Source organism: Dactylosporangium fulvum (genome assembly GCF_025137375.1).
Taxonomy (GTDB): Bacteria; Actinomycetota; Actinomycetes; order Mycobacteriales; family Micromonosporaceae; genus Dactylosporangium; species Dactylosporangium fulvum.
Genome location: NZ_CP073720.1, coordinates 1,974,577 through 1,991,431, shown reverse-complemented (window position 1 = coordinate 1,991,431; position 16,855 = coordinate 1,974,577). Strand labels below are relative to the sequence as shown.

The 16,855-nt window shown below is 71.0% G+C and carries 14 protein-coding genes; 9 read left to right on the top strand and 5 right to left on the bottom strand.

Annotation, left to right across the window (positions count from 1 at the left end):
• Positions 1-13: 13 nt before the first annotated feature.
• Complete coding sequence (locus Dfulv_RS09230) at positions 14-2,431, bottom strand: DUF4127 family protein (RefSeq protein ID WP_259862237.1); 2,418 nt, start codon at positions 2,429-2,431, stop codon at positions 14-16.
• A 4-nt stretch (positions 2,432-2,435) separates the two neighbouring features.
• Entirely contained in the window at positions 2,436-4,142 is a 1,707-nt protein-coding gene (locus tag Dfulv_RS09225; protein WP_259862236.1) for a DUF4127 family protein, read from the bottom strand.
• A gap of 249 nt (positions 4,143-4,391) precedes the next feature.
• Between Dfulv_RS09225 and Dfulv_RS09220 the strand changes: the two genes are divergently transcribed.
• From Dfulv_RS09220 to Dfulv_RS09190, 7 genes are all read left to right on the top strand, one after another.
• Entirely contained in the window at positions 4,392-5,396 is a 1,005-nt protein-coding gene (locus Dfulv_RS09220) for a LacI family DNA-binding transcriptional regulator (RefSeq protein WP_259862235.1), read from the top strand.
• A 61-nt stretch (positions 5,397-5,457) separates the two neighbouring features.
• Positions 5,458-7,062 (top strand): FAD-dependent oxidoreductase, encoded by a 1,605-nt coding sequence (locus Dfulv_RS09215; RefSeq protein ID WP_259862234.1) that lies wholly within the window; start codon positions 5,458-5,460, stop codon positions 7,060-7,062.
• A gap of 16 nt (positions 7,063-7,078) precedes the next feature.
• Positions 7,079-8,356 carry an ABC transporter substrate-binding protein gene (locus Dfulv_RS09210; protein ID WP_259862232.1) on the top strand — a complete coding sequence of 426 codons (1,278 nt, stop codon included), beginning with the start codon at positions 7,079-7,081 and terminating at the stop codon, positions 8,354-8,356.
• 8 nt (positions 8,357-8,364) lie between these two features.
• Positions 8,365-9,324, top strand: coding sequence for a carbohydrate ABC transporter permease (locus tag Dfulv_RS09205; protein WP_259862231.1), 960 nt, complete (start codon positions 8,365-8,367; stop codon positions 9,322-9,324).
• On the top strand, positions 9,314-10,156 hold the full coding sequence (locus tag Dfulv_RS09200) for a carbohydrate ABC transporter permease (protein WP_259862230.1): 843 nt from the start codon (positions 9,314-9,316) through the stop codon (positions 10,154-10,156). The genes Dfulv_RS09205 and Dfulv_RS09200 overlap by 11 nt, the downstream gene beginning before the upstream one ends.
• A complete protein-coding gene (locus Dfulv_RS09195) occupies positions 10,153-11,076 on the top strand; it encodes an ROK family protein (protein WP_259862228.1) in 924 nt (307 codons plus the stop codon). The genes Dfulv_RS09200 and Dfulv_RS09195 overlap by 4 nt, the downstream gene beginning before the upstream one ends.
• Entirely contained in the window at positions 11,073-11,756 is a 684-nt protein-coding gene (locus tag Dfulv_RS09190; RefSeq protein ID WP_259862226.1) for an N-acetylmannosamine-6-phosphate 2-epimerase, read from the top strand. Before Dfulv_RS09195 ends, Dfulv_RS09190 begins: the two co-directional genes overlap by 4 nt.
• Here Dfulv_RS09190 and Dfulv_RS09185 read toward each other — a convergent pair.
• Together Dfulv_RS09185 and Dfulv_RS09180 are read right to left on the bottom strand one after the other, a co-directional pair.
• Entirely contained in the window at positions 11,713-12,810 is a 1,098-nt protein-coding gene (locus tag Dfulv_RS09185) for an S-adenosylmethionine:tRNA ribosyltransferase-isomerase (RefSeq protein WP_259862225.1), read from the bottom strand. The two genes, Dfulv_RS09190 and Dfulv_RS09185, sit on opposite strands and share 44 nt — an antisense overlap.
• Entirely contained in the window at positions 12,807-13,499 is a 693-nt protein-coding gene (locus Dfulv_RS09180; RefSeq protein ID WP_259862224.1) for an SDR family NAD(P)-dependent oxidoreductase, read from the bottom strand. The genes Dfulv_RS09185 and Dfulv_RS09180 overlap by 4 nt, the downstream gene beginning before the upstream one ends.
• A 116-nt stretch (positions 13,500-13,615) precedes the next feature.
• Here Dfulv_RS09180 and Dfulv_RS09175 point away from each other — a divergent pair, with 116 nt between their 5' ends.
• Both Dfulv_RS09175 and Dfulv_RS09170 read left to right on the top strand, forming a co-directional pair.
• A complete protein-coding gene (locus Dfulv_RS09175) occupies positions 13,616-14,803 on the top strand; it encodes a GAF domain-containing sensor histidine kinase (protein ID WP_259862222.1) in 1,188 nt (395 codons plus the stop codon).
• Complete coding sequence (locus Dfulv_RS09170) at positions 14,800-15,450, top strand: response regulator (protein ID WP_259862220.1); 651 nt, start codon at positions 14,800-14,802, stop codon at positions 15,448-15,450. The genes Dfulv_RS09175 and Dfulv_RS09170 overlap by 4 nt, the downstream gene beginning before the upstream one ends.
• Here the strand turns inward: Dfulv_RS09170 and Dfulv_RS09165 are convergent.
• Positions 15,421-16,779 carry an aspartate aminotransferase family protein gene (locus Dfulv_RS09165; protein ID WP_259862218.1) on the bottom strand — a complete coding sequence of 453 codons (1,359 nt, stop codon included), beginning with the start codon at positions 16,777-16,779 and terminating at the stop codon, positions 15,421-15,423. The two genes, Dfulv_RS09170 and Dfulv_RS09165, sit on opposite strands and share 30 nt — an antisense overlap.
• Positions 16,780-16,855 lie beyond the last annotated feature (76 nt).

Below are 16,855 nucleotides of genomic sequence, written 5' to 3'. Positions count from 1 at the left end.
GCCGCCCGGCCGGTCAGGCTCCGGAACGATGGATGACTTCCAGTTCGTAGAGGCGGGCGCGCTTGTCCCGGGTGGCCGAGATGTCGAGCCGGACGGCCGTGGCCGTGACCGAGGCGAAGCTGTGCTGGGTGGTGGCGTCCTGGTTGCCCCTGATCTCGGCCACCGTCCGCCAGGTCCCGTCGACTTCGGCGAGGATGTCGTAGCCGGTCAGCACGTATCCGCTGTACTGGTAGAGCGTGACGGTGTCGAGCGGTTCGGCGCGGGGGAAGCGCACCTCGATCCAGTGCCGGTCACCGACCTCGGTGATCCACCGGCTGCCCGCACTGACCCGGTTTCCGTCGATGACCCGGTCCGGTTGGTACTGCTGCCAGTAGCCGGACGCGGTGACCGTGGCCCCGTTGGCGGCCAGAGCCAGGTTCCGCCAGACGGCGGTCACGTACGCGGGCGTGCTGACGGTGTACCGCCGGCCGTCCATCGTGGTGTGTTCGGTTTTCACCGTCACCGTGGCGGTGGTTTCCGGCGCGAGCTTGTCCACCGTCACGGCCAGCGGGATTCGCCTGACCTGGAACGGTGTGAGTACGACCCGTACCGGCTTCGGTGCGCCCCAGCCGGCGGGCACCTCGGCGGTGACGGTCGCGACGACCGGGTCGGCGGTGTCGTTGCGCAGCACCGCGGTGATGCTTGCCTGGATCGTGCTCTCCGGTTTCACGACGGTCCGATACGGCACCGCCGCCAGCGACGCCGCCGAGGTCCGGTCAGCGGCCGAGGTGCTCAGGGTGAGCCGTGGATACGCTCCCATCTCCTGGTACCGGGACCAGGCCAGGCCCATCGCCCAGCCGTCGTTGCGGTGCACCACGGCGATCTGGTCACGCCGGCCGTCGGTGCCGAGTCGCAGCGGAACTCCGGCGAACTCGGTCGCGAACAGCTCGTCGGCCAGCGGCCTGAGCTCCTTCACGGCAAGCGCGTTCGCCTGCGGCAGCACCTTGGTGATGTGCTGCGGATCGTCGCCGTTCTGCTCGGCGAACGCCTTCACGTTCGGCAGGACCTGATTCCGGTAGAGGTCGGTGTGGACGTGCTCGTGCAGCAACAGTGCGGTGTGCGCGGTCGCGGCGCGCAGCAGCACCGCTGATCGCTTGTGCCCGGCCTGCCCGGATCCCCATCCGCGGGCCTTCGACGGCGGCTGCAGCACGGCGTAGCGCACGGCGGCCTGGGCGATGGAGAGTCCGATGTTCCAGCCGGACCAGCCGGCGAGTTCACCGATCCGGATCCGCGGCGCGAGCAGGTCCCGCAGTTCGGTGTCCACCTTGCCGGCGACCGCGTCGTCGCCGATCGCGACCAGGCGTCCCTCGGCCACCGCCTCGTGCACTCGGTCCGCGAAGGGTTCCAGGCTGCCGCCGCCGGCGGTGTTCGCCATGAGCAGGATGTCGGCGTCCTTGTTGTTGACGACGCTGCCGTGGACGGTGCGCACGTATTCGTCGACCAGCGTGGCGTACGGCAGGTCCTGGTACGGCGCGACCCACGACTCGCCCGGCGTACGCGACCACTCGACCTTGACGGTCGGCGTGGCCTTCTGCCTTTCCGTGACATGCTTGGCCACCAGCAGCGCGCCGAGGACGTCGGCGCCCGGATAGATCTTCACCCTGTCGCTGACACCCAGCCGGCGGGTCAGCGCGGCGAGCGCCTCCTTCTCCGGCCGGTGCGGGCCGAACTCGCTCGCGTCATCCTGCCCCAGGACGAGGTAGTCGACGGCGCCGGCCGCGACCCGCTTGATCATCTCCTGGTTGATCTGATGGTTGCGGGCGCGGGCGCACAGGTAGTCCTGCCGGATCTGGGTCGGAATACCCGCCGCCTCCTGCTCGTACTGGGCGCGGAGGTCCTCGCGGCCGAGGTTCTCCACCTGGTCCATCAGGACGGACCAGCGGCGTATCGCGCCGGAGTACTGGCCGGGATACCCGCTGGTCGGTTCGATGGTCAGCCGCATGATGACGTCGAACGCGTAGACCGGCTGGCGGGGGTTGGCCCGCTTGACGTCGTCCAGGACCTGCAGCCGCCGGCGTGCGGTGGCGAGATCGGTGTCGCAGCTCCGCGACGCGACGAGGCCGCCGTAGGCGAGCATCGGCACGGCGACGACGGAGCCGTCCACGCTACGGGCGTTCTTGCGCCACCATTGCCCGACCGCATCGCCGTCGCCCCGGGTGAAGTACTGCCCGAGGAGTTCCTTCGGCGGCATGATCGCCGTGTGTCCACCGGCCTCGGCGATCGCCGTCGGCGTATACCAGGTAAACGGCCGGTCGTCGAGCGGCACGACAGCCAGCTGGCCGAAGGAGTCGACGGGGCCGCCGCCGGCGGCGGCCGGAGGAGCGGCGAAGGTGGCCGCGATGAGGACCGCGGGTAACGCGGCGAGCACCACCCGCTTGATGTATCGACGCATGTTGTTACCCTTCGTCATCTTGTCGGCGGCGCGCCGTGCCGAGCACGACGCGAGGTTCCGCGGCGATCTCACCGGTCCGGTTCCAGGGCAGGTAGAGGTTCCAGTCCTGGACCCGGTCGACCCGGGCTACCTGGGCGTGCCAGGGGCCGCCTCGGCTGTGACCGAGCCGGACCGACGCGCCGGCGAACTGGGTGTCGAACAGCTCCCGTGCGTACGGCAGGGTGTGCTCGACGGCGTAGGCGTTGACCGCGTCGTAGTGCCGCTGGATGTTCTGCGGGTCCGCCTCACCCAGCGAGGTGGCGTAGGCGGTGGCGGCGGTCCGGACGAAGTTACGGTACGAGTGGGTCTGCACCCATTCGGACAGGGTCAGTTCGATGCTCGCCTGGGCGGCCTCGCGCAGGAGGTCCTCGTACCGGGGTGCGGGTAGCCGGCGGCTGCGCTCATGCAGCGCCCACCGGGACAGGGACTGGGCGATGCTGATGCCGACGTTCCACCCCGAGTAGGCGGCGAACTCCCCGTACCGCACCCGCCCGTCCAGCGGTTCCAGGAGGCGCCGGTCGGCGACCCCGGCGATCGCGTCGTCGCCGACGGCCACGGTCCGTCCGGCGCGCACGTAAGCGACGAGCCGATCCGCGAACGCGTCGACCGGGGCGGCGCTGCCTCCGGTGTTGGCCATGAGGATCACGTCGGCGGTCCGCGCCCCGTCGACCACGGTTCCGCCGAGCGTCCGCACGTACCCGTCGATCAGCGCCGAGTAGGGGATGTTCTGGAAGGGCGCCGTCCACTCGTCACCGTGCGCCCGCGAGTATTCGACGTGGACGCGCGGCGATACCCGGGCGTCCGCGACGGCGATCTTCGCGATGAGCAGGGACGCGACCACGTCCGCGCCCGGATATATGACCACCCGGTCCCCGACGCCGAGCCGACGGATCCGCTCGGCCAACGCCAGCGACTCCGGCCGGTGCAGGCCGTGGCCGGTCGCGTCGTCCTGGCCGATGACGAGGAAGTCGAAGACGCCGCGCGCCGCCCAGTCGATCATGGCCAGGTTGATCCGGTGGTTGCGGGCCCGCGTGGCGAGGTAGTCCGCGCGCACGTCGGCCGGTATCTCGGCCTCCAGCGCCGTCAGCTGCGGCCGTTTCTCGGTCATACCGAGGTTTTCGACCTCGTCCTTGACGGTGGCCCAGTCGCGCAGCTTCAGCCGCCACGGCCCTTCGGGGGTGAGCCGCATGATGGTGTCGAACGCGTAGAGGCGTCGGCGCGGATACCGACGCCGGAGCCGGTCGAGCCGAGCGAGGCGATCGCGGGCCTCGCGTTCCGGCACGGAGCTGTTGCGGGAGTTGAGCAGGCCGCCGTAGGCGATCATCGGCAGGGCGACGACGAAGGCGTCCGCCGTGTCGGCGTGGCGGAGGAGCCAGTCACCGACCGCGGCTCCGTCGCCGGGCACCGCGTGCCGGCCGAGCAGCGACCGGGGCGGGAGTTGGGTGCGGTATCCCGCACCGGTGGCGATCTGCTGCGGTGCGTACCAGGTGTACGGACGGTCATCGAGCGGCACGACGGCGATGACGCCGAGTGGGGAGGGGCTCCGGCCGGGTCGGCCGGAGCCGTCGCGGGTGGCGGCTGCGGCCGATTCGGCCAGCGTGGGCACGGCCGCGATCGTCGCGGCCGCCGCGGCCGCCCGTAGCAGGCTGCGGCGCGAAGATCCATTCAGCAATGTGACTCCGCCTATCTGGGGGGGGTGTGGGCGGTGGGTGTGTGCAGAGTGTTGGCCCACGATCTCACGGCGGTCAAGAGCCTTCCGATTAGCAATACATATTAATACTGGGTTTCTCTTGACGGCCGATCCGAGACAAGGGCAGTATCGCCGCCAACACCTCGATGCAATACGAATTAACGAGAGGACGGCATGGCCGGCTCGCCTTCCACACCACCGCGACGCATCACCCAGCGCGACATTGCTCGCATGGTCGGCGTGAGCCAGACGACCGTCTCGCTCGTCCTGACCAACAATTCCGAAGCGGCCTCGCGCATCGCGCCGGAGACCCGCGACCGGGTCGAACGAGCCATCCGGGAGACGGGATACGTCGCCGATCCGCTCGCCCGCCGGATGACCCAGCAACACAACCAGATCCTCGGTGTCTTCACGTACGAGCTGGTCTTCCCCAGCGAGATCGCCGACTTCTACCAGCCGTTCCTCAGCGGTCTGGAGGCCTGCGCGGAGCGGCTCGGCTGTGACCTGCTGCTGTTCACCAGCGCGCCGGTCAACAACGGCACCCGGCGCATCCTCCACGAGAACAACCGGCTCCGGCTGGCCGACGGATGCCTGCTGCTCGGCCGGGAGATGCCCCGGGAAGAACTCGCCCGGCTGATCGCCGATGGGTACCCCTTCGTCGCGGTCGGACGCCGGGACGACGCATACGACGAAGCTGATCCCGCGCTGGCCCGGCCGCGACCGGTGCCCTACGTCGGAGCCGACTACACCGCCGCCACCGCCGCCCTCGTCCGCCGCGCCCGTGACCTCGGGCACCGTCGGATGGCATACGTCGGCAACGGTTCCGGGGCGGAGTCAGCGGTCGACCGCCTCGCCGGCTTCCGGCAGGCGGCACCCGACGGCGCGCACGTCACCTCGGCCGGACGCGGCCCGGCCGAGGTGCTCGACGAGGTGGTGGGCGCCGGTGTCACGGTCGTGTTCTGCGAGGAACTGGCCGTCGCCGACGAGCTGGTCAAGGCAGCCGAAGGGCGGGGCATCACCGTGCCCGACCGTCTCTCCGTCGCCGCCCTCGGCGACGTCCTGCAGCCCCGTGTCATCACCCGTGACTTCACCACGTTTCACATTCCTCGCCACGAAATGGGCTGGCAGGCGGTCGAGGTACTCACCGACATGCTCTACGGCAGCCCGACCGACACGCAGCGGCTGCTGCCCTGCGAGCTGTCGGACGGCCGGACCTTGGCTCCGCCGCTCCGCTGAACCGGACGCGCCGGGCCACTACCCCATCCCGCCTTCGGCGTGGAGTCCAGAAAGGAAACACGTGAACGAGACAAGGGCCGACGTACTCGTCGTCGGCGGCGGTCTGGGCGGTGTCGCGGCTGCCCTCGCGGTGCTGCGCACCGGCCGCTCCGTCCTGCTGACCGAGGAGTACGACTGGCTCGGCGGGCAGCTGACCAGCCAGGCGGTGCCACCGGACGAGCACTCGTGGGTGGAGAGCTTCGGCGTCACGGCCAGCTACCGGGCACTGCGCAACGGCATCCGCGACTACTACCGCGCACACCATCCGCTGACCGAAAGCGCACGAGCGTCGCGTGACCTCAACCCCGGCGCCGGCTGGGTGAGTCGGCTCTGCCATGAACCGCGCGTCGCCGTCGCGGTCATCGACCAGATGCTCGCCCCGTACCACGGTGGTGGAAACCTCAGGATTCTGCAGCCCTACCGCCCGGTGGCGGCGCAGACGGACGGCGACCGGGTCACCGCGGTCACCCTCGCTCACCGGCACAGCGGAGAGACCGTCACCGTCACGGCCTCCTACATCCTCGACGCCACCGAGACCGGAGAGCTGCTGCCGCTGACCGGCACCGAGTACGTGACCGGGTTCGAGTCACGCGAGGAGACCGGCGAACCGAGCGCGCCTGCCGAAGCCCAGCCCCTCAACATGCAGGCGGTGTCGGTCTGTTTCGCGGTCGACCACGTCGACGGCGACCACACCATCGACAAGCCGACGGGCTACAGCACCTGGCGCGAGTACCAGCCCTCCTTCTGGGGCGATCGCCTGCTGTCCTGGCGCTCGCCGAACCCGCGCACCTTGGAGATCGTCGAGCGGGCGTTCGTCCCCAACCCCGACGACGACCCGCTTTCGGTCGACGCCGACCAGCGCCGCAACCCGGGCGACGGAAACCTGTGGACCTTCCGCCGTATCGCCGCCCGGCGCAACTTCGTCGACGGCGCCTACCCCAGCGACATCTGCCTGGTCAACTGGCCGATGATCGACTACTTCGAAGGCCCGGTCTTCGACGTGCCCGACGCCGAGGCTCATCTGGCAGCGGCCCGCGACCTGTCCCGCTCGGTGCTGTTCTGGCTGCAGACCGAGGCGCCCCGCCCCGACGGCGGCACCGGCTACCCCGGGCTGCGACTGCGCGGCGACGTCACCGGCGGCTCGGACGGGCTGGCCCAGGCGCCGTACATCCGCGAATCGCGGCGCATCCGGGCCGAGTACACGGTGGTCGAGCAGGACCTGTCCCTCGCCGTCCGCGGCACCGCGGGAGCCGTCCGCTACCCGGACACCGTCGGAGTCGGGATGTACCGGATCGACCTGCACCCGTCGACCGGTGGTGACAACTACATCGACGTCGGATCCTGCCCGTTTGAGATTCCGCTCGGCGCGCTCATCCCGCGCCGGACGGAAAACCTGCTGCCGGCCAACAAGAACATCGGCACCACCCACATCACCAACGGCTGCTACCGGCTACACCCGGTCGAGTGGAACATCGGCGAGGCGGCCGGCACCCTCGCTGCCTTCTGCCTGGACCGCGGAACGACCCCGCGGGCCACCCGCAACACGCCCACCCTCCTGACCGAATTCCAGGACCGCCTGGCCAGCGCCGGTGTCGAGCTGCGCTGGCCCGAGGTGGTCGGCTACTGACAAGCGAGGAGTGACGATGAGGAAAAAACTGGCGGCGGTGTCCGCCGCCGTCGCGCTGCTGGCCGGCGCCGCCGGGTGCGGCGGCGGCACGGACAAGGTCAACGACGGCCCGGTCTCGTTACGGATGACCATCTGGTCGTCGAACGAGGCGCACCTCACCCTGTTCAAACAGATCGCCGACGCCTACCGGGCCGAGCATCCGAACGTCGAGGCCATCACCTTCGACAGCTTGCCGCTGGAGTCGTACACGACCACCCTGACCACCCAGATCGCCGGCGGCAAGGCACCCGATCTGGCGTGGATCTTCGAGAACTCGGCGCCCGACTTCGTCTCCTCCGGGGCGCTGCTGCCGCTCGACGAAACCCTCAAGAAGGCCGAGGGATACGAGTACGGTGACCTAGCCCCGGCGCCGCTGAAGCTGTGGCAGCGCGACGGCCACCTGTACGCGTACCCCTTCTCGAACTCACCGTTCGGCATCTTCGTCAACAAGGACCTGGTCGGCCAGGCCGGCCGGGAAAGCCCGGCGAAGCTGGCCGCCGACGGCAAATGGGACTGGACCGCCGCCCTGGACACCGCCGCCGCGGTCAATGCCAAGACCGGCAAGGCCGGGCTCGTCGTCCGGGACTGGGACTACAAGGCCTGGGACAACCTCTCCACGATCTGGACCGGTTGGGGCGCTCAGTCCTGGAGCGAGGACGGCAAGACCTGCGGGTTCGACAAGCCGGAGATGGTCGAGGCGATGACCGTCCTCCACAAGGCGATCTTCACCGACAAGGCGCTACCGGGGCCGGGCGCCGGCGCCGACTTCTTCACCGGTGAAGCCGGCATGACCATCACGCAGATCTCCCGCGCGGCACTGCTCAAGGACGCCAAGTTCGCCTGGGACCTGCTGCCCCTGCCGACCGGCCCGAAGGGGTCCTACGCGGTCATCGGGCAGGGCGGCGTCGGCGTCCTCAAGCGGAGCCCGAACGCCGCGGTGGCGGCCGACTTCCTCGCCTTCCTGACCAACCCCGCGAACTCCGCCAAGCTCGCGCAGTTCTTCCCGCCGCCGCGCACCTCGCTGCTCAACGCCGGCACGCTCGCCAAGACCAACCCGCTGCTCACCCCGGAGCAGTTGCAACGCGTCGTCGTCGACGGCATCGCCACCGGTGTGGTGAAGCCGAACCACACCGGACAGGCAGAACTCAGCCAGGCGGTACGGGCCGCGCTCGATCCGCTGTGGCAGCCCGGCGCCGACGTCCCGTCGGTCCTCGGCAAGGTCTGCCAGACGATCACACCGCTGTTGGGGAAGTAGGACCCGCGGTGGCAATCCCGACCAAGGCCTCGGTGGACACGGCTCCGGCCGTGCCCACCGAGGCACCACCCAGGACAGCCCGCTTCATCTGGACCAGCCGCCGCCGCGATCAGCTCGCCGGCTACCTGTTCATCGCACCCCAGCTGATCGGCAGCGCGGTCTTCGTCTTCCTCCCGCTCGGGCTGGTCTTCTGGTACAGCCTGCACGAGTGGAACGTGCTGGCCGGGGCCTTCGACTACGCCGGCGCGGCGAACTACCAGCACCTCCTCGACGACCCGGCGCTGCCCGGTGTCCTCACCGCCACCGGGGCCTTCTCGGCCGGCCTCGTCGCGTTCAACCTCAGCCTCGCGCTGCTGCTCGCCGTCCTGCTGAACCAACGGATGCGGGGCACGGTGCTGTTCCGCACGCTGTTCTTCTCGCCCGTCGTCGTCTCCTTGGTCGCGTGGACGATCGTCTGGGGTTTTCTGCTCCAGGACAACGGCGGGATCAACGGCGCGCTGCAACTCGTCGGCGTCGACGGACCCAACTGGCTGCGGGGCGAGGCCACCGCCATGCTTTCCGTCATCGCCGTCCAGGTCTTCAAGAACGTCGGCCTGAACATGGTGCTCTTCCTCGCCGCGCTGCAGGGAGTGCCGCACGAACTCTACGAGGCGGCATCGCTCGACGGCGCCGGCCGGCTCCGGCAATTCTGGCGGATCACCGTACCGATGATCAGCCCGACCATCCTGCTGACGTCCATCATCACGGTCGTCGGTTCGCTTCAGGTCTTCGCCCAGATCGCGGTCCTCACCCAGGGCGGCCCCGGAACCTCGACCACCGTGCTGGTCTATTACCTCTACCAGCAGGCGTTCCAGTTCCACCAGTTCGGCTACGGCGCCACCCTCTCGGTGCTGCTGTTCGCGATCGTGCTCGTCCTGACCATTGTGCAGTGGCAGCTACGCCGGAGGTGGGTCTTCCATGAGTCGTAAGCCGTCGCGACGTGCCCGGCTCGTGTTCTGGGGCGTGCTGATGGTGCTGGCCATCCCGTTCGTCTTCCCCACGTGGTGGATGGTGACCTCGTCGTTCAAACCGGTCGCCGACATCCTGGCACTGCCGCCGCAACTGTTCCCGACCACTTGGCGCTTCGACGCCTACCGGGACGTCTTCGAGGTGCAGCCCTTCGCTCGGCAATACCTCAACAGCGTCTACATCGCCCTGCTGGTCACCGCCGGCACCCTCGTGGTGTCCTCAATGGCCGGTTACGCCTTCGCCCGCATCCGCTTCCGGGGCCAGAACCTGCTGTTTCTCGTCGTGCTGGTGGGACTGCTGATCCCGAGCGAGGTCACCATCGTCCCGCTGTTCCAGATGTTCCGGCAACTTGACATGATCAACACACACTGGCCACTGATCCTGGTGCCGATCCTCGGCGCGCCGAGCGTGCTGACGACGTTCATCATGCGCCAGTTCTTCCTCAACCTGCCCGTCGAACTCGAGGAAGCGGCCCGCATCGACGGCCTCGGCCGCCTCGCGATGTTCCTGCGGGTCGCCTTGCCGCTGGCCCGGCCCGCGCTCGGCGCGGTCGCCATCTTCACCTTCCTGCACAGCTGGAATCTCTTCCTCGAGCCCGTGGTGATGCTGTCGAGTCCGGAGCTGTTCACCCTTCCGCAGGCGCTGACCCAGTTCGTCGACGCGTACGGGGGACCGATGTGGAACCTCCAGCTCGCGGCGGCGTCGATGACGGCAATCCCGGTGCTCGTCGTCTTCGTGATCGCCCAGAAGCAGTTCGTGGAGGGCCTCGCGCACACCGGGCTGAAAGGATGACCGGCGACCACCGGCGGGCCTGGCTCGGCATCGACATCGGCGGCACCAAGATCCTGGCCGCGGTCGTCGACGCCGATGGGCGCGTGGTTCGCCACGCCCGGGTGGACACCCCGGCCGGGGACGGCCCGGCCGGAATCCTCGACACGGCCGCGGCCCTCGCCGCACCGCTGCTGCCGGATGCGCCGGACACCACGGTCGGCGTCGGCGCGGCGGGCACCGTGGACGCCGCATCGGGTCGCATCCGATTCGCCACCGACATCCTGCCGGGCTGGTGCGGCACCCCGGTCGCGGACGAACTGGCCGCCCGTCTGCGCCGCCGCGTCCGGGTGGAGAACGACGCCAACGCCGCCGCGGTAGCGGAGGCATGGATCGGCGCCGGTCGGGAACGGCCCGGCCTGTTCCTCGTCGCCATCGGCACCGGCATCGGGGCCGGCCTCGTCCGGGCCGGACGGCTCGACCGCGGCGCGACGGGCCTCGCCGGAGAGATCGCCCACCTGCCGGTGGCCGGCGCCGAGCACCTGCGCTGCGTGTGCGGCCGGTTCGGACACCTGGAGGCGATCGCCTCCGGCACCGGCCTGGCCGCCGCGTACACCGCCGCGACCGGAACCCCGGCCACCGGCCGCCAGGTCGCCGACCGGGCTGTCGCCGGTGACCCGGTGGCGCGCGACGTCGTCGCCACCGCCGGCCGGGCGCTGGGACGGGTCCTCGCCGGGCTCGCCGCCCTGCTCGACCCGGGCGCGATCGCCGCTACCGGCGGGGCAGCGCCCGCCCTCCTGCCCGCAGCCGGCGACGCCTACACCGCCGAACTGCTCCCCGCGTGGGCCGGAACTCCGCTGCTGCCCGGCGCGTTGCCCGACACCGCGGTCGCCGTCGGGGCGGCCCGTCTCGCGATGACCCAGGACCTGGAAAGGGAATCATGACGCTACTGGATCGACTCCGAAACCGGCTCATCGTCTCCTGCCAGCCGCTGGCCGACCAGCCGGACGACCCGATGCGCGACCCCGGCGTACAAGCGCGCATCGCCGCGGCCGTGGTGCTCGGCGGGGCAAGCGGCATACGGGCCAACGGCACCGCCGACATCGCCGCCGTCCGGGCAGCGGTCACCGTACCGCTGATCGGCCTCATCAAGGACGGCACCGCCGGCTGTGTCATCACGCCCACGGCCGCGCACGCCGAGCGGGTGGTCGACGCCGGTGCCGACATCGTCGCTCTCGACGCCACGGCCCGGCCGCGCCCGGACCGCCGGAGCGTCGGCGACACGATCCGGGTCGTGCACGACCGGGGCGCCCTGGTGCTGGCCGATGTGAGCACCCTCGAGGAGGGGGAGGCGGCGGTCGCCGCCGGCGCCGACGCGGTGGCGACGACCCTCTCCGGCTACACCGGCGGCCCGATCCCTCATGAGCCCGACATCGACCTGGTGGCCCGCCTCGCCGACCGGCTACCGGTGCCGGTGCTGGCCGAAGGGCGCTACCGGAAGGCCGAACAGATCACCGGCGCGTTCGAGGCGGGAGCACACGCCGTGGTCGTCGGCAACGCGGTGACGTCACCGCTGTGGATCACGCGGTCGCTGCTTGCGGGAGCGGCTCAGGCACCCCGGTAGCCACGCCCTCTGACATGTTTCCCGGCAGCAGCAGGTGCACGTCCCCGAACTCGTGCCAGAGGTACCCGGCGCGGAGCGCCTCGGCGTAGCTGCGTTCCAGCGAAGACCGCTCCGCAACGGCCGCGAGCAGGTCCAGGTGCGACGCGCGCGGCTCGTGGAGCCCGGTGAGCAGCCCGTCGACGACCCGCACTCCCCGTGACGGCGTGACCACCAGCTCGGTCCAACCTTCTCGCGCGACCACACGGCCGTCGAGGGTCGACGCCGTCTCGAGAGCCCGTACCGCGGTGGTGCCGACGGCGATGATCCGCCCGCCGGCGGCCTTCGCGTGGTTGACGAGGCGGGCTGTGGTCGCCGGCACCGAGTACCACTCGGGGTACGGCCGCTCGTGCGCCTCCGGCGACGCGACACCGGTGTGTAGGACCAGCGGCGCGAACAGCACCCCGGCTGCCACCAGGCGGGTCACCACATGTTCGCTGAAGGGCCGCGCGGCGCTCGGCATCTCGGCGCTGCCCGGGTGGGTGGCGAACACCGTCTGGTAGGCGTCCAGCGGCCAGCGCTCCCGCACGTACGGGTAGCGGATCGGCTCGCCGTACCGCTGCAGGAAATCCTCGACGGAGGTCCGGGCCCGGACGGTGGCCGACCACAGACGGCCTCGGGTGTACGGCTCCTCCAGCGTGATCGTCGCCCGCCCGGGCAGTTGCAGGACGCCGGCCCTGCCGGGAAGCGGCCGCAGGTCGGCGCCGCGCACCTCGACGAGCCAGCGATCTTCAGCACCGGGGTCGGCGAAATGACGGGTGGAGAAATGCACTCGCATCGGTGCGCCGACGACCGGTACCGAGGCCGGCAGCGTGCCGGAGGTGTTGACGACCAGCACGTCGCCGGCCCGCAGGAGGGACGGCAGGTCCGTGAAACGGCGGTGGAAGACGGCGCCGCCCTCCGCGACGAGCAGCCGCACGCCGTCCCGCGGGAGTCCACGCGCCTCCGGCGGCTCGTGGGCCTCAAACGCGGGCGGCAGGACGAAGTCGAGCCCAGAGACAGTGTCGAGTGCCGTCACAGCCGCACCCGGCCCGACGGTGGCCGCGAGTCGACCAGCTTGAGGAACACCGGCGCCACGGACTCGGGCAGCGGCCGGTCGCTGATGTCCTCGCCGGGAAACGCCTCCGCGTGCATCTGGGTACGCAGGTCACCGGGGTCGACCCACCAGACGCGCAGCTTCGGCTCCTCCACCGCCAGGACGTTGCTGGCCTGCTCGACGGCGGCCTTGGCGGCGCCGTAGCCGCCCCAGCCGGCGTACGGCTCGACGGCCGCGTCGGAGCTGATGTTGACGACAGCACCGCCGTGGTCCCGCAGCGCGGGCAGGGCGAGCTGGGTCAGCGCGAGCGGCGCGAAGACGTTGACCTCGAACACCTCCCGCAGGTTCGGCAGCGGGTAGTCGCACAGCGGCGGTTGTGGGCTGGGCCCGAGGATGCCGGCGTTGTTGACGAGCAGGTCGAGCCGCCCGGTGGCGAGCGCGGTGTCGACGAGCCGGGCGCGGTGCCACGAGTCGGTGACGTCGCCGGGGACCGGGATGACGCCGGGCAGCGAGATGGACAGTGTCCGCCCGTCGACGACGACGGTCCAGCCGGCGGCGGCGAGGGCGGTGGTGAGGGCCCGCCCGAGCCCGCGGGACGCGCCCGTGACGACGGCCGTGGGCCGGGCCGGACCGGTGCGCACATCAGCGTTGTTGTCGTTGTTGTTCGGCATGTCTCCGACGCTATGGAGCGCCCGGCCGCGTGCCATCGGGCCGCGGACCGGCACGCGCCTAGGACCTTGGTCCTAAGCCTCTAAAGATCAAGAGCCTGCGTCGGTACGGTAGGTGCGTGGCCACGTGTGATCGCGACGAACTGCGGGAGGTCAGCGCGGCGGTGCTGGCCGTCACCGCCCATCTGTCGGTGCGCGAGGTCCTGCAGACGATCGTCTCGGCGGCGCGGCGGCTGCTCGACGCCGAATATGCCGCGCTCGGCATCCCTGACAGCAACGGCTCCTTCCGCGAGTTCCTCGCCGACGGGCTGACCGATGCGCAGTGGCACGCCATCGGCCCGATCCCCCGCCAGCACGGCCTGCTGGGGGCGATGCTGCGTGACCCGGCCCCGGTCCGGTCGGCCGACATCCGCACCCACCCGCGGTTCGAGGGCTGGCCGGCGGCGCATCCGGAGATGGTCGACTTCCTCGGCATGCCGATCGTCGACGGCGACCAGATCCTCGGCGAACTGTTCCTGGCGAACAAGCGGCAGGGCCGGTTCGGGGCGGAGGACGAGGAACTGCTGAAGCTGCTCGCGGGGCACGCGGCGATCGCCATCGTCAACGCGAGGCTGTATGAGCGCAGCCGCGAACTGTCCATCGTGGAGGAGCGCCAGCGGATCGCCCGGGAGCTGCACGACGCGGTGACGCAGAAGCTGTTCAGCCTGCGGCTGACGGTGGAGGCGGCGGCCGCGCTGGTGGAGCGCGACCCGCGGCGGGCCGTCGCCGAGCTGGACACGGTGCGCCGCCTGGCCGCGGACGCGACGGCGGAGCTGAAGTCGATCGTGGTCGGCCTGCGCCCCGTCGACCTGGCCGGCGACGGGCTGGCGACGGCGCTGGCGAAGCAGGCGGAGCTCCTCGACCGGGTCCACGACGCCCGGGTGACGTTCACCGGCGACGGGGTGCCGCGGCTGCCCGCCGAGCGGGAGGAGGCGGCGTACCGCGTGGCGCAGGAGGCGCTGCACAACGCGCTGCGGCACGGCGCTCCGCGGCGGGTCACGATCGAGCTGCGCCGCGCCGGCCCCGGCGTGGTGCTCACGATCACCGACGACGGCCACGGTTTCGACCCCGGCTCCCCCGGCCCCGCCACGACAGCGGCAACCGACACGCCCGGCAACACAGCGGGCAACACCGCCGGCGGCAAGGCGCAGCACCGGCTGGGGCTCGCGTCGATGCGGGAACGCGCCCGCAGCGTCGGCGCCCGGCTGCGGGTGACCTCCGGCCCCGGCAAGGGCACCACGATCACGATGGAGGTCCCGGGCCCATGACGGCGGACGCTGCGCGGGAGCGGCACGAGAAGATCAGGGTCCTCGTCGTCGACGATCATCCGGTCGTCCGGCAAGGGCTGCGCACGTTCCTCGACCTGCAGGACGACATCACGGTGGTCGGCGAGGCCCACGACAGCGCCTCCTGCCTGGCCGGGGTCGCGGCGACGGAGCCCGACGTGGTGCTGCTGGACCTGAAGATGCCCGGCGGCGACGGCGTCGAGGCCCTGCACGGCCTGCGGCAGGCGGGCAGCACCGCGCGGGTCCTCGTCATCACGAGCTTCACCGATCCGGCGGCGGTGCTGCCGGCGGTACGGGCCGGTGCCGCCGGTTACGTCTACAAGGACGTGGACCCGCCGGCGCTGGCCGCGGCGATCCGGGCGGTGCACGCCGGTCACGTGCTGCTCCACCCCGACGTGGCCCGTCTGCTGGCCGAGAGCGGCCCGCCGCCCGAGGCGACGCACCTGACGGCCCGGGAGCTGGAGGTGCTCGCCGAGGTGGCCCGCGGCCGCTCGAACCGCGAGATCGCCCGCGCGCTCGGCCTGGCCGAGAAGACGGTGAAGACGCACGTGAGTGCGATCCTGACGAAGCTCGGCGTCCAGGATCGCACCCAGGCGGCGCTATACGCGGTACGTACAGGCTTGGGTTAGGGCTTCGTCGAGCATCTCCAGCCCGCGGGAGAGCTCCTCCTCGGTGCTGGTGAGCGGCGGCGCGATCCGGAAGATGCCGCCCATGCCGGGCAGCTGCACCACGTTCACGTGCAGCCCGAGGGCGAGGCAACGACGGGTGACGTCGGCGCCGAGCCGGTCCGCGCCCTCCTTCGTCGACCGGTCGAGGACGAGTTCGATGCCCTGCAGCAGCCCCCTGCCCCGGACGTCGCCGACGACCTCGTGCCGATCCTGCAACTCCAGCAGCCCGTGCCGCAGGTGGTCACCGAGCTTCCGGGCCCGCTGGTCGAACGCGTCCCGCTCGAGGATGTCGAGGACGGTGTTGCCGACGGCGGCCGGCAGCGGGTCGGAGACGTGCGTGGTGTAGAAGAGGAACCCGCGTTCGTGCGCCTCCCGCTCGATCTCGTCGGTGGTGACGACGGCGGCGAGGGGCAGCCCGGCCCCGAGCGTCTTGGACAGCGTGAGGATGTCGGGGACGACGCCGTCGCGCTGGAAGGCGTACCAGGTGCCGGTCCGGCAGAGCCCGGTCTGCGCCTCGTCGAGGATGAGGAGCATGCCGCGCTCGCGGCACTTCCGCTGGAGTGCGGCGAGGTAGCCGGGCGGCGGTTCGATGACGCCGCCGGAGCTGAGGATCGGCTCGATGAGGCAGGCGGCGAGACTGCCGACGGACTGCGCATCGATCAGTTCGAAGCCGAAGTCGAGCTGCCGCCGCCAGTCGAGCTCACCGTCGGGGGTGGTGAAGTCGGGCCGGTACAGGTTGGGCACCGGGATGGCGAAGTTGCCGGGCGCGGCGGGACCGTAGCCCTTGCGGCCGGCGCTGTACGTCGCCGCGGCGGCCGCCTGGGTCATGCCGTGCCAGGAGCGGGCGAACGACACGACCTCGTGCCGGCCGGTGACGAGCTTCGCCATGCGCACGGCGGCCTCGTTCGCCTCGGCCCCGGTGGTGAGCAGCAGGGACTTCGTCAGTGCCCTGCCGTCGGTCGGCGTCCCGGTCGGCCCTGACGTCGCCGCCTCCAGCGTCGCGGCGAGCCGGCGGGCCAGGTCGACGACGGGCCGGGACAGCATGCCGCTGAACAGGTGGTCGAGGGTGGCGACCTGCCGCTGGACCGTGGCCACGATCTCCGGGTGCGCGTGCCCGAGGATCGCGCTCATCTGCCCGGAGGTGAAGTCGAGGATCCGCCGCCCGTCCTCGGTGCGGACGAAGCTGCCCGCCGCGTGGGTGATGACCTCGGGCGTGAACGCGGCCCCGTACCGCACCAGGTGCCGGTCGACGTCGCTCCAGAACTCGCTGTCGCTCCTGAACTCACTCATGCGTCGACGCTAAGCAGCGCCGCTGTTTGGCAACAGCACACATTTCCGCACAGGCTGTACGGTTGCATCGAACATT

Coding starts and splice junctions, on each gene's coding strand:
- Dfulv_RS09220 (WP_259862235.1), top strand. CDS start 4,392: ATGGTCGGCGTGAGCCAGACGACCGTCTCGCTCGTCCTGACCAACAAT.
- Dfulv_RS09210 (WP_259862232.1), top strand. CDS start 7,079: ATGAGGAAAAAACTGGCGGCGGTGTCCGCCGCCGTCGCGCTGCTGGCC.
- Dfulv_RS09230 (WP_259862237.1), bottom strand. CDS start 2,431: ATGCGTCGATACATCAAGCGGGTGGTGCTCGCCGCGTTACCCGCGGTC.
- Dfulv_RS09195 (WP_259862228.1), top strand. CDS start 10,153: ATGACCGGCGACCACCGGCGGGCCTGGCTCGGCATCGACATCGGCGGC.
- Dfulv_RS09200 (WP_259862230.1), top strand. CDS start 9,314: ATGAGTCGTAAGCCGTCGCGACGTGCCCGGCTCGTGTTCTGGGGCGTG.
- Dfulv_RS09180 (WP_259862224.1), bottom strand. CDS start 13,499: ATGCCGAACAACAACGACAACAACGCTGATGTGCGCACCGGTCCGGCC.
- Dfulv_RS09170 (WP_259862220.1), top strand. CDS start 14,800: ATGACGGCGGACGCTGCGCGGGAGCGGCACGAGAAGATCAGGGTCCTC.
- Dfulv_RS09190 (WP_259862226.1), top strand. CDS start 11,073: ATGACGCTACTGGATCGACTCCGAAACCGGCTCATCGTCTCCTGCCAG.
- Dfulv_RS09165 (WP_259862218.1), bottom strand. CDS start 16,779: ATGAGTGAGTTCAGGAGCGACAGCGAGTTCTGGAGCGACGTCGACCGG.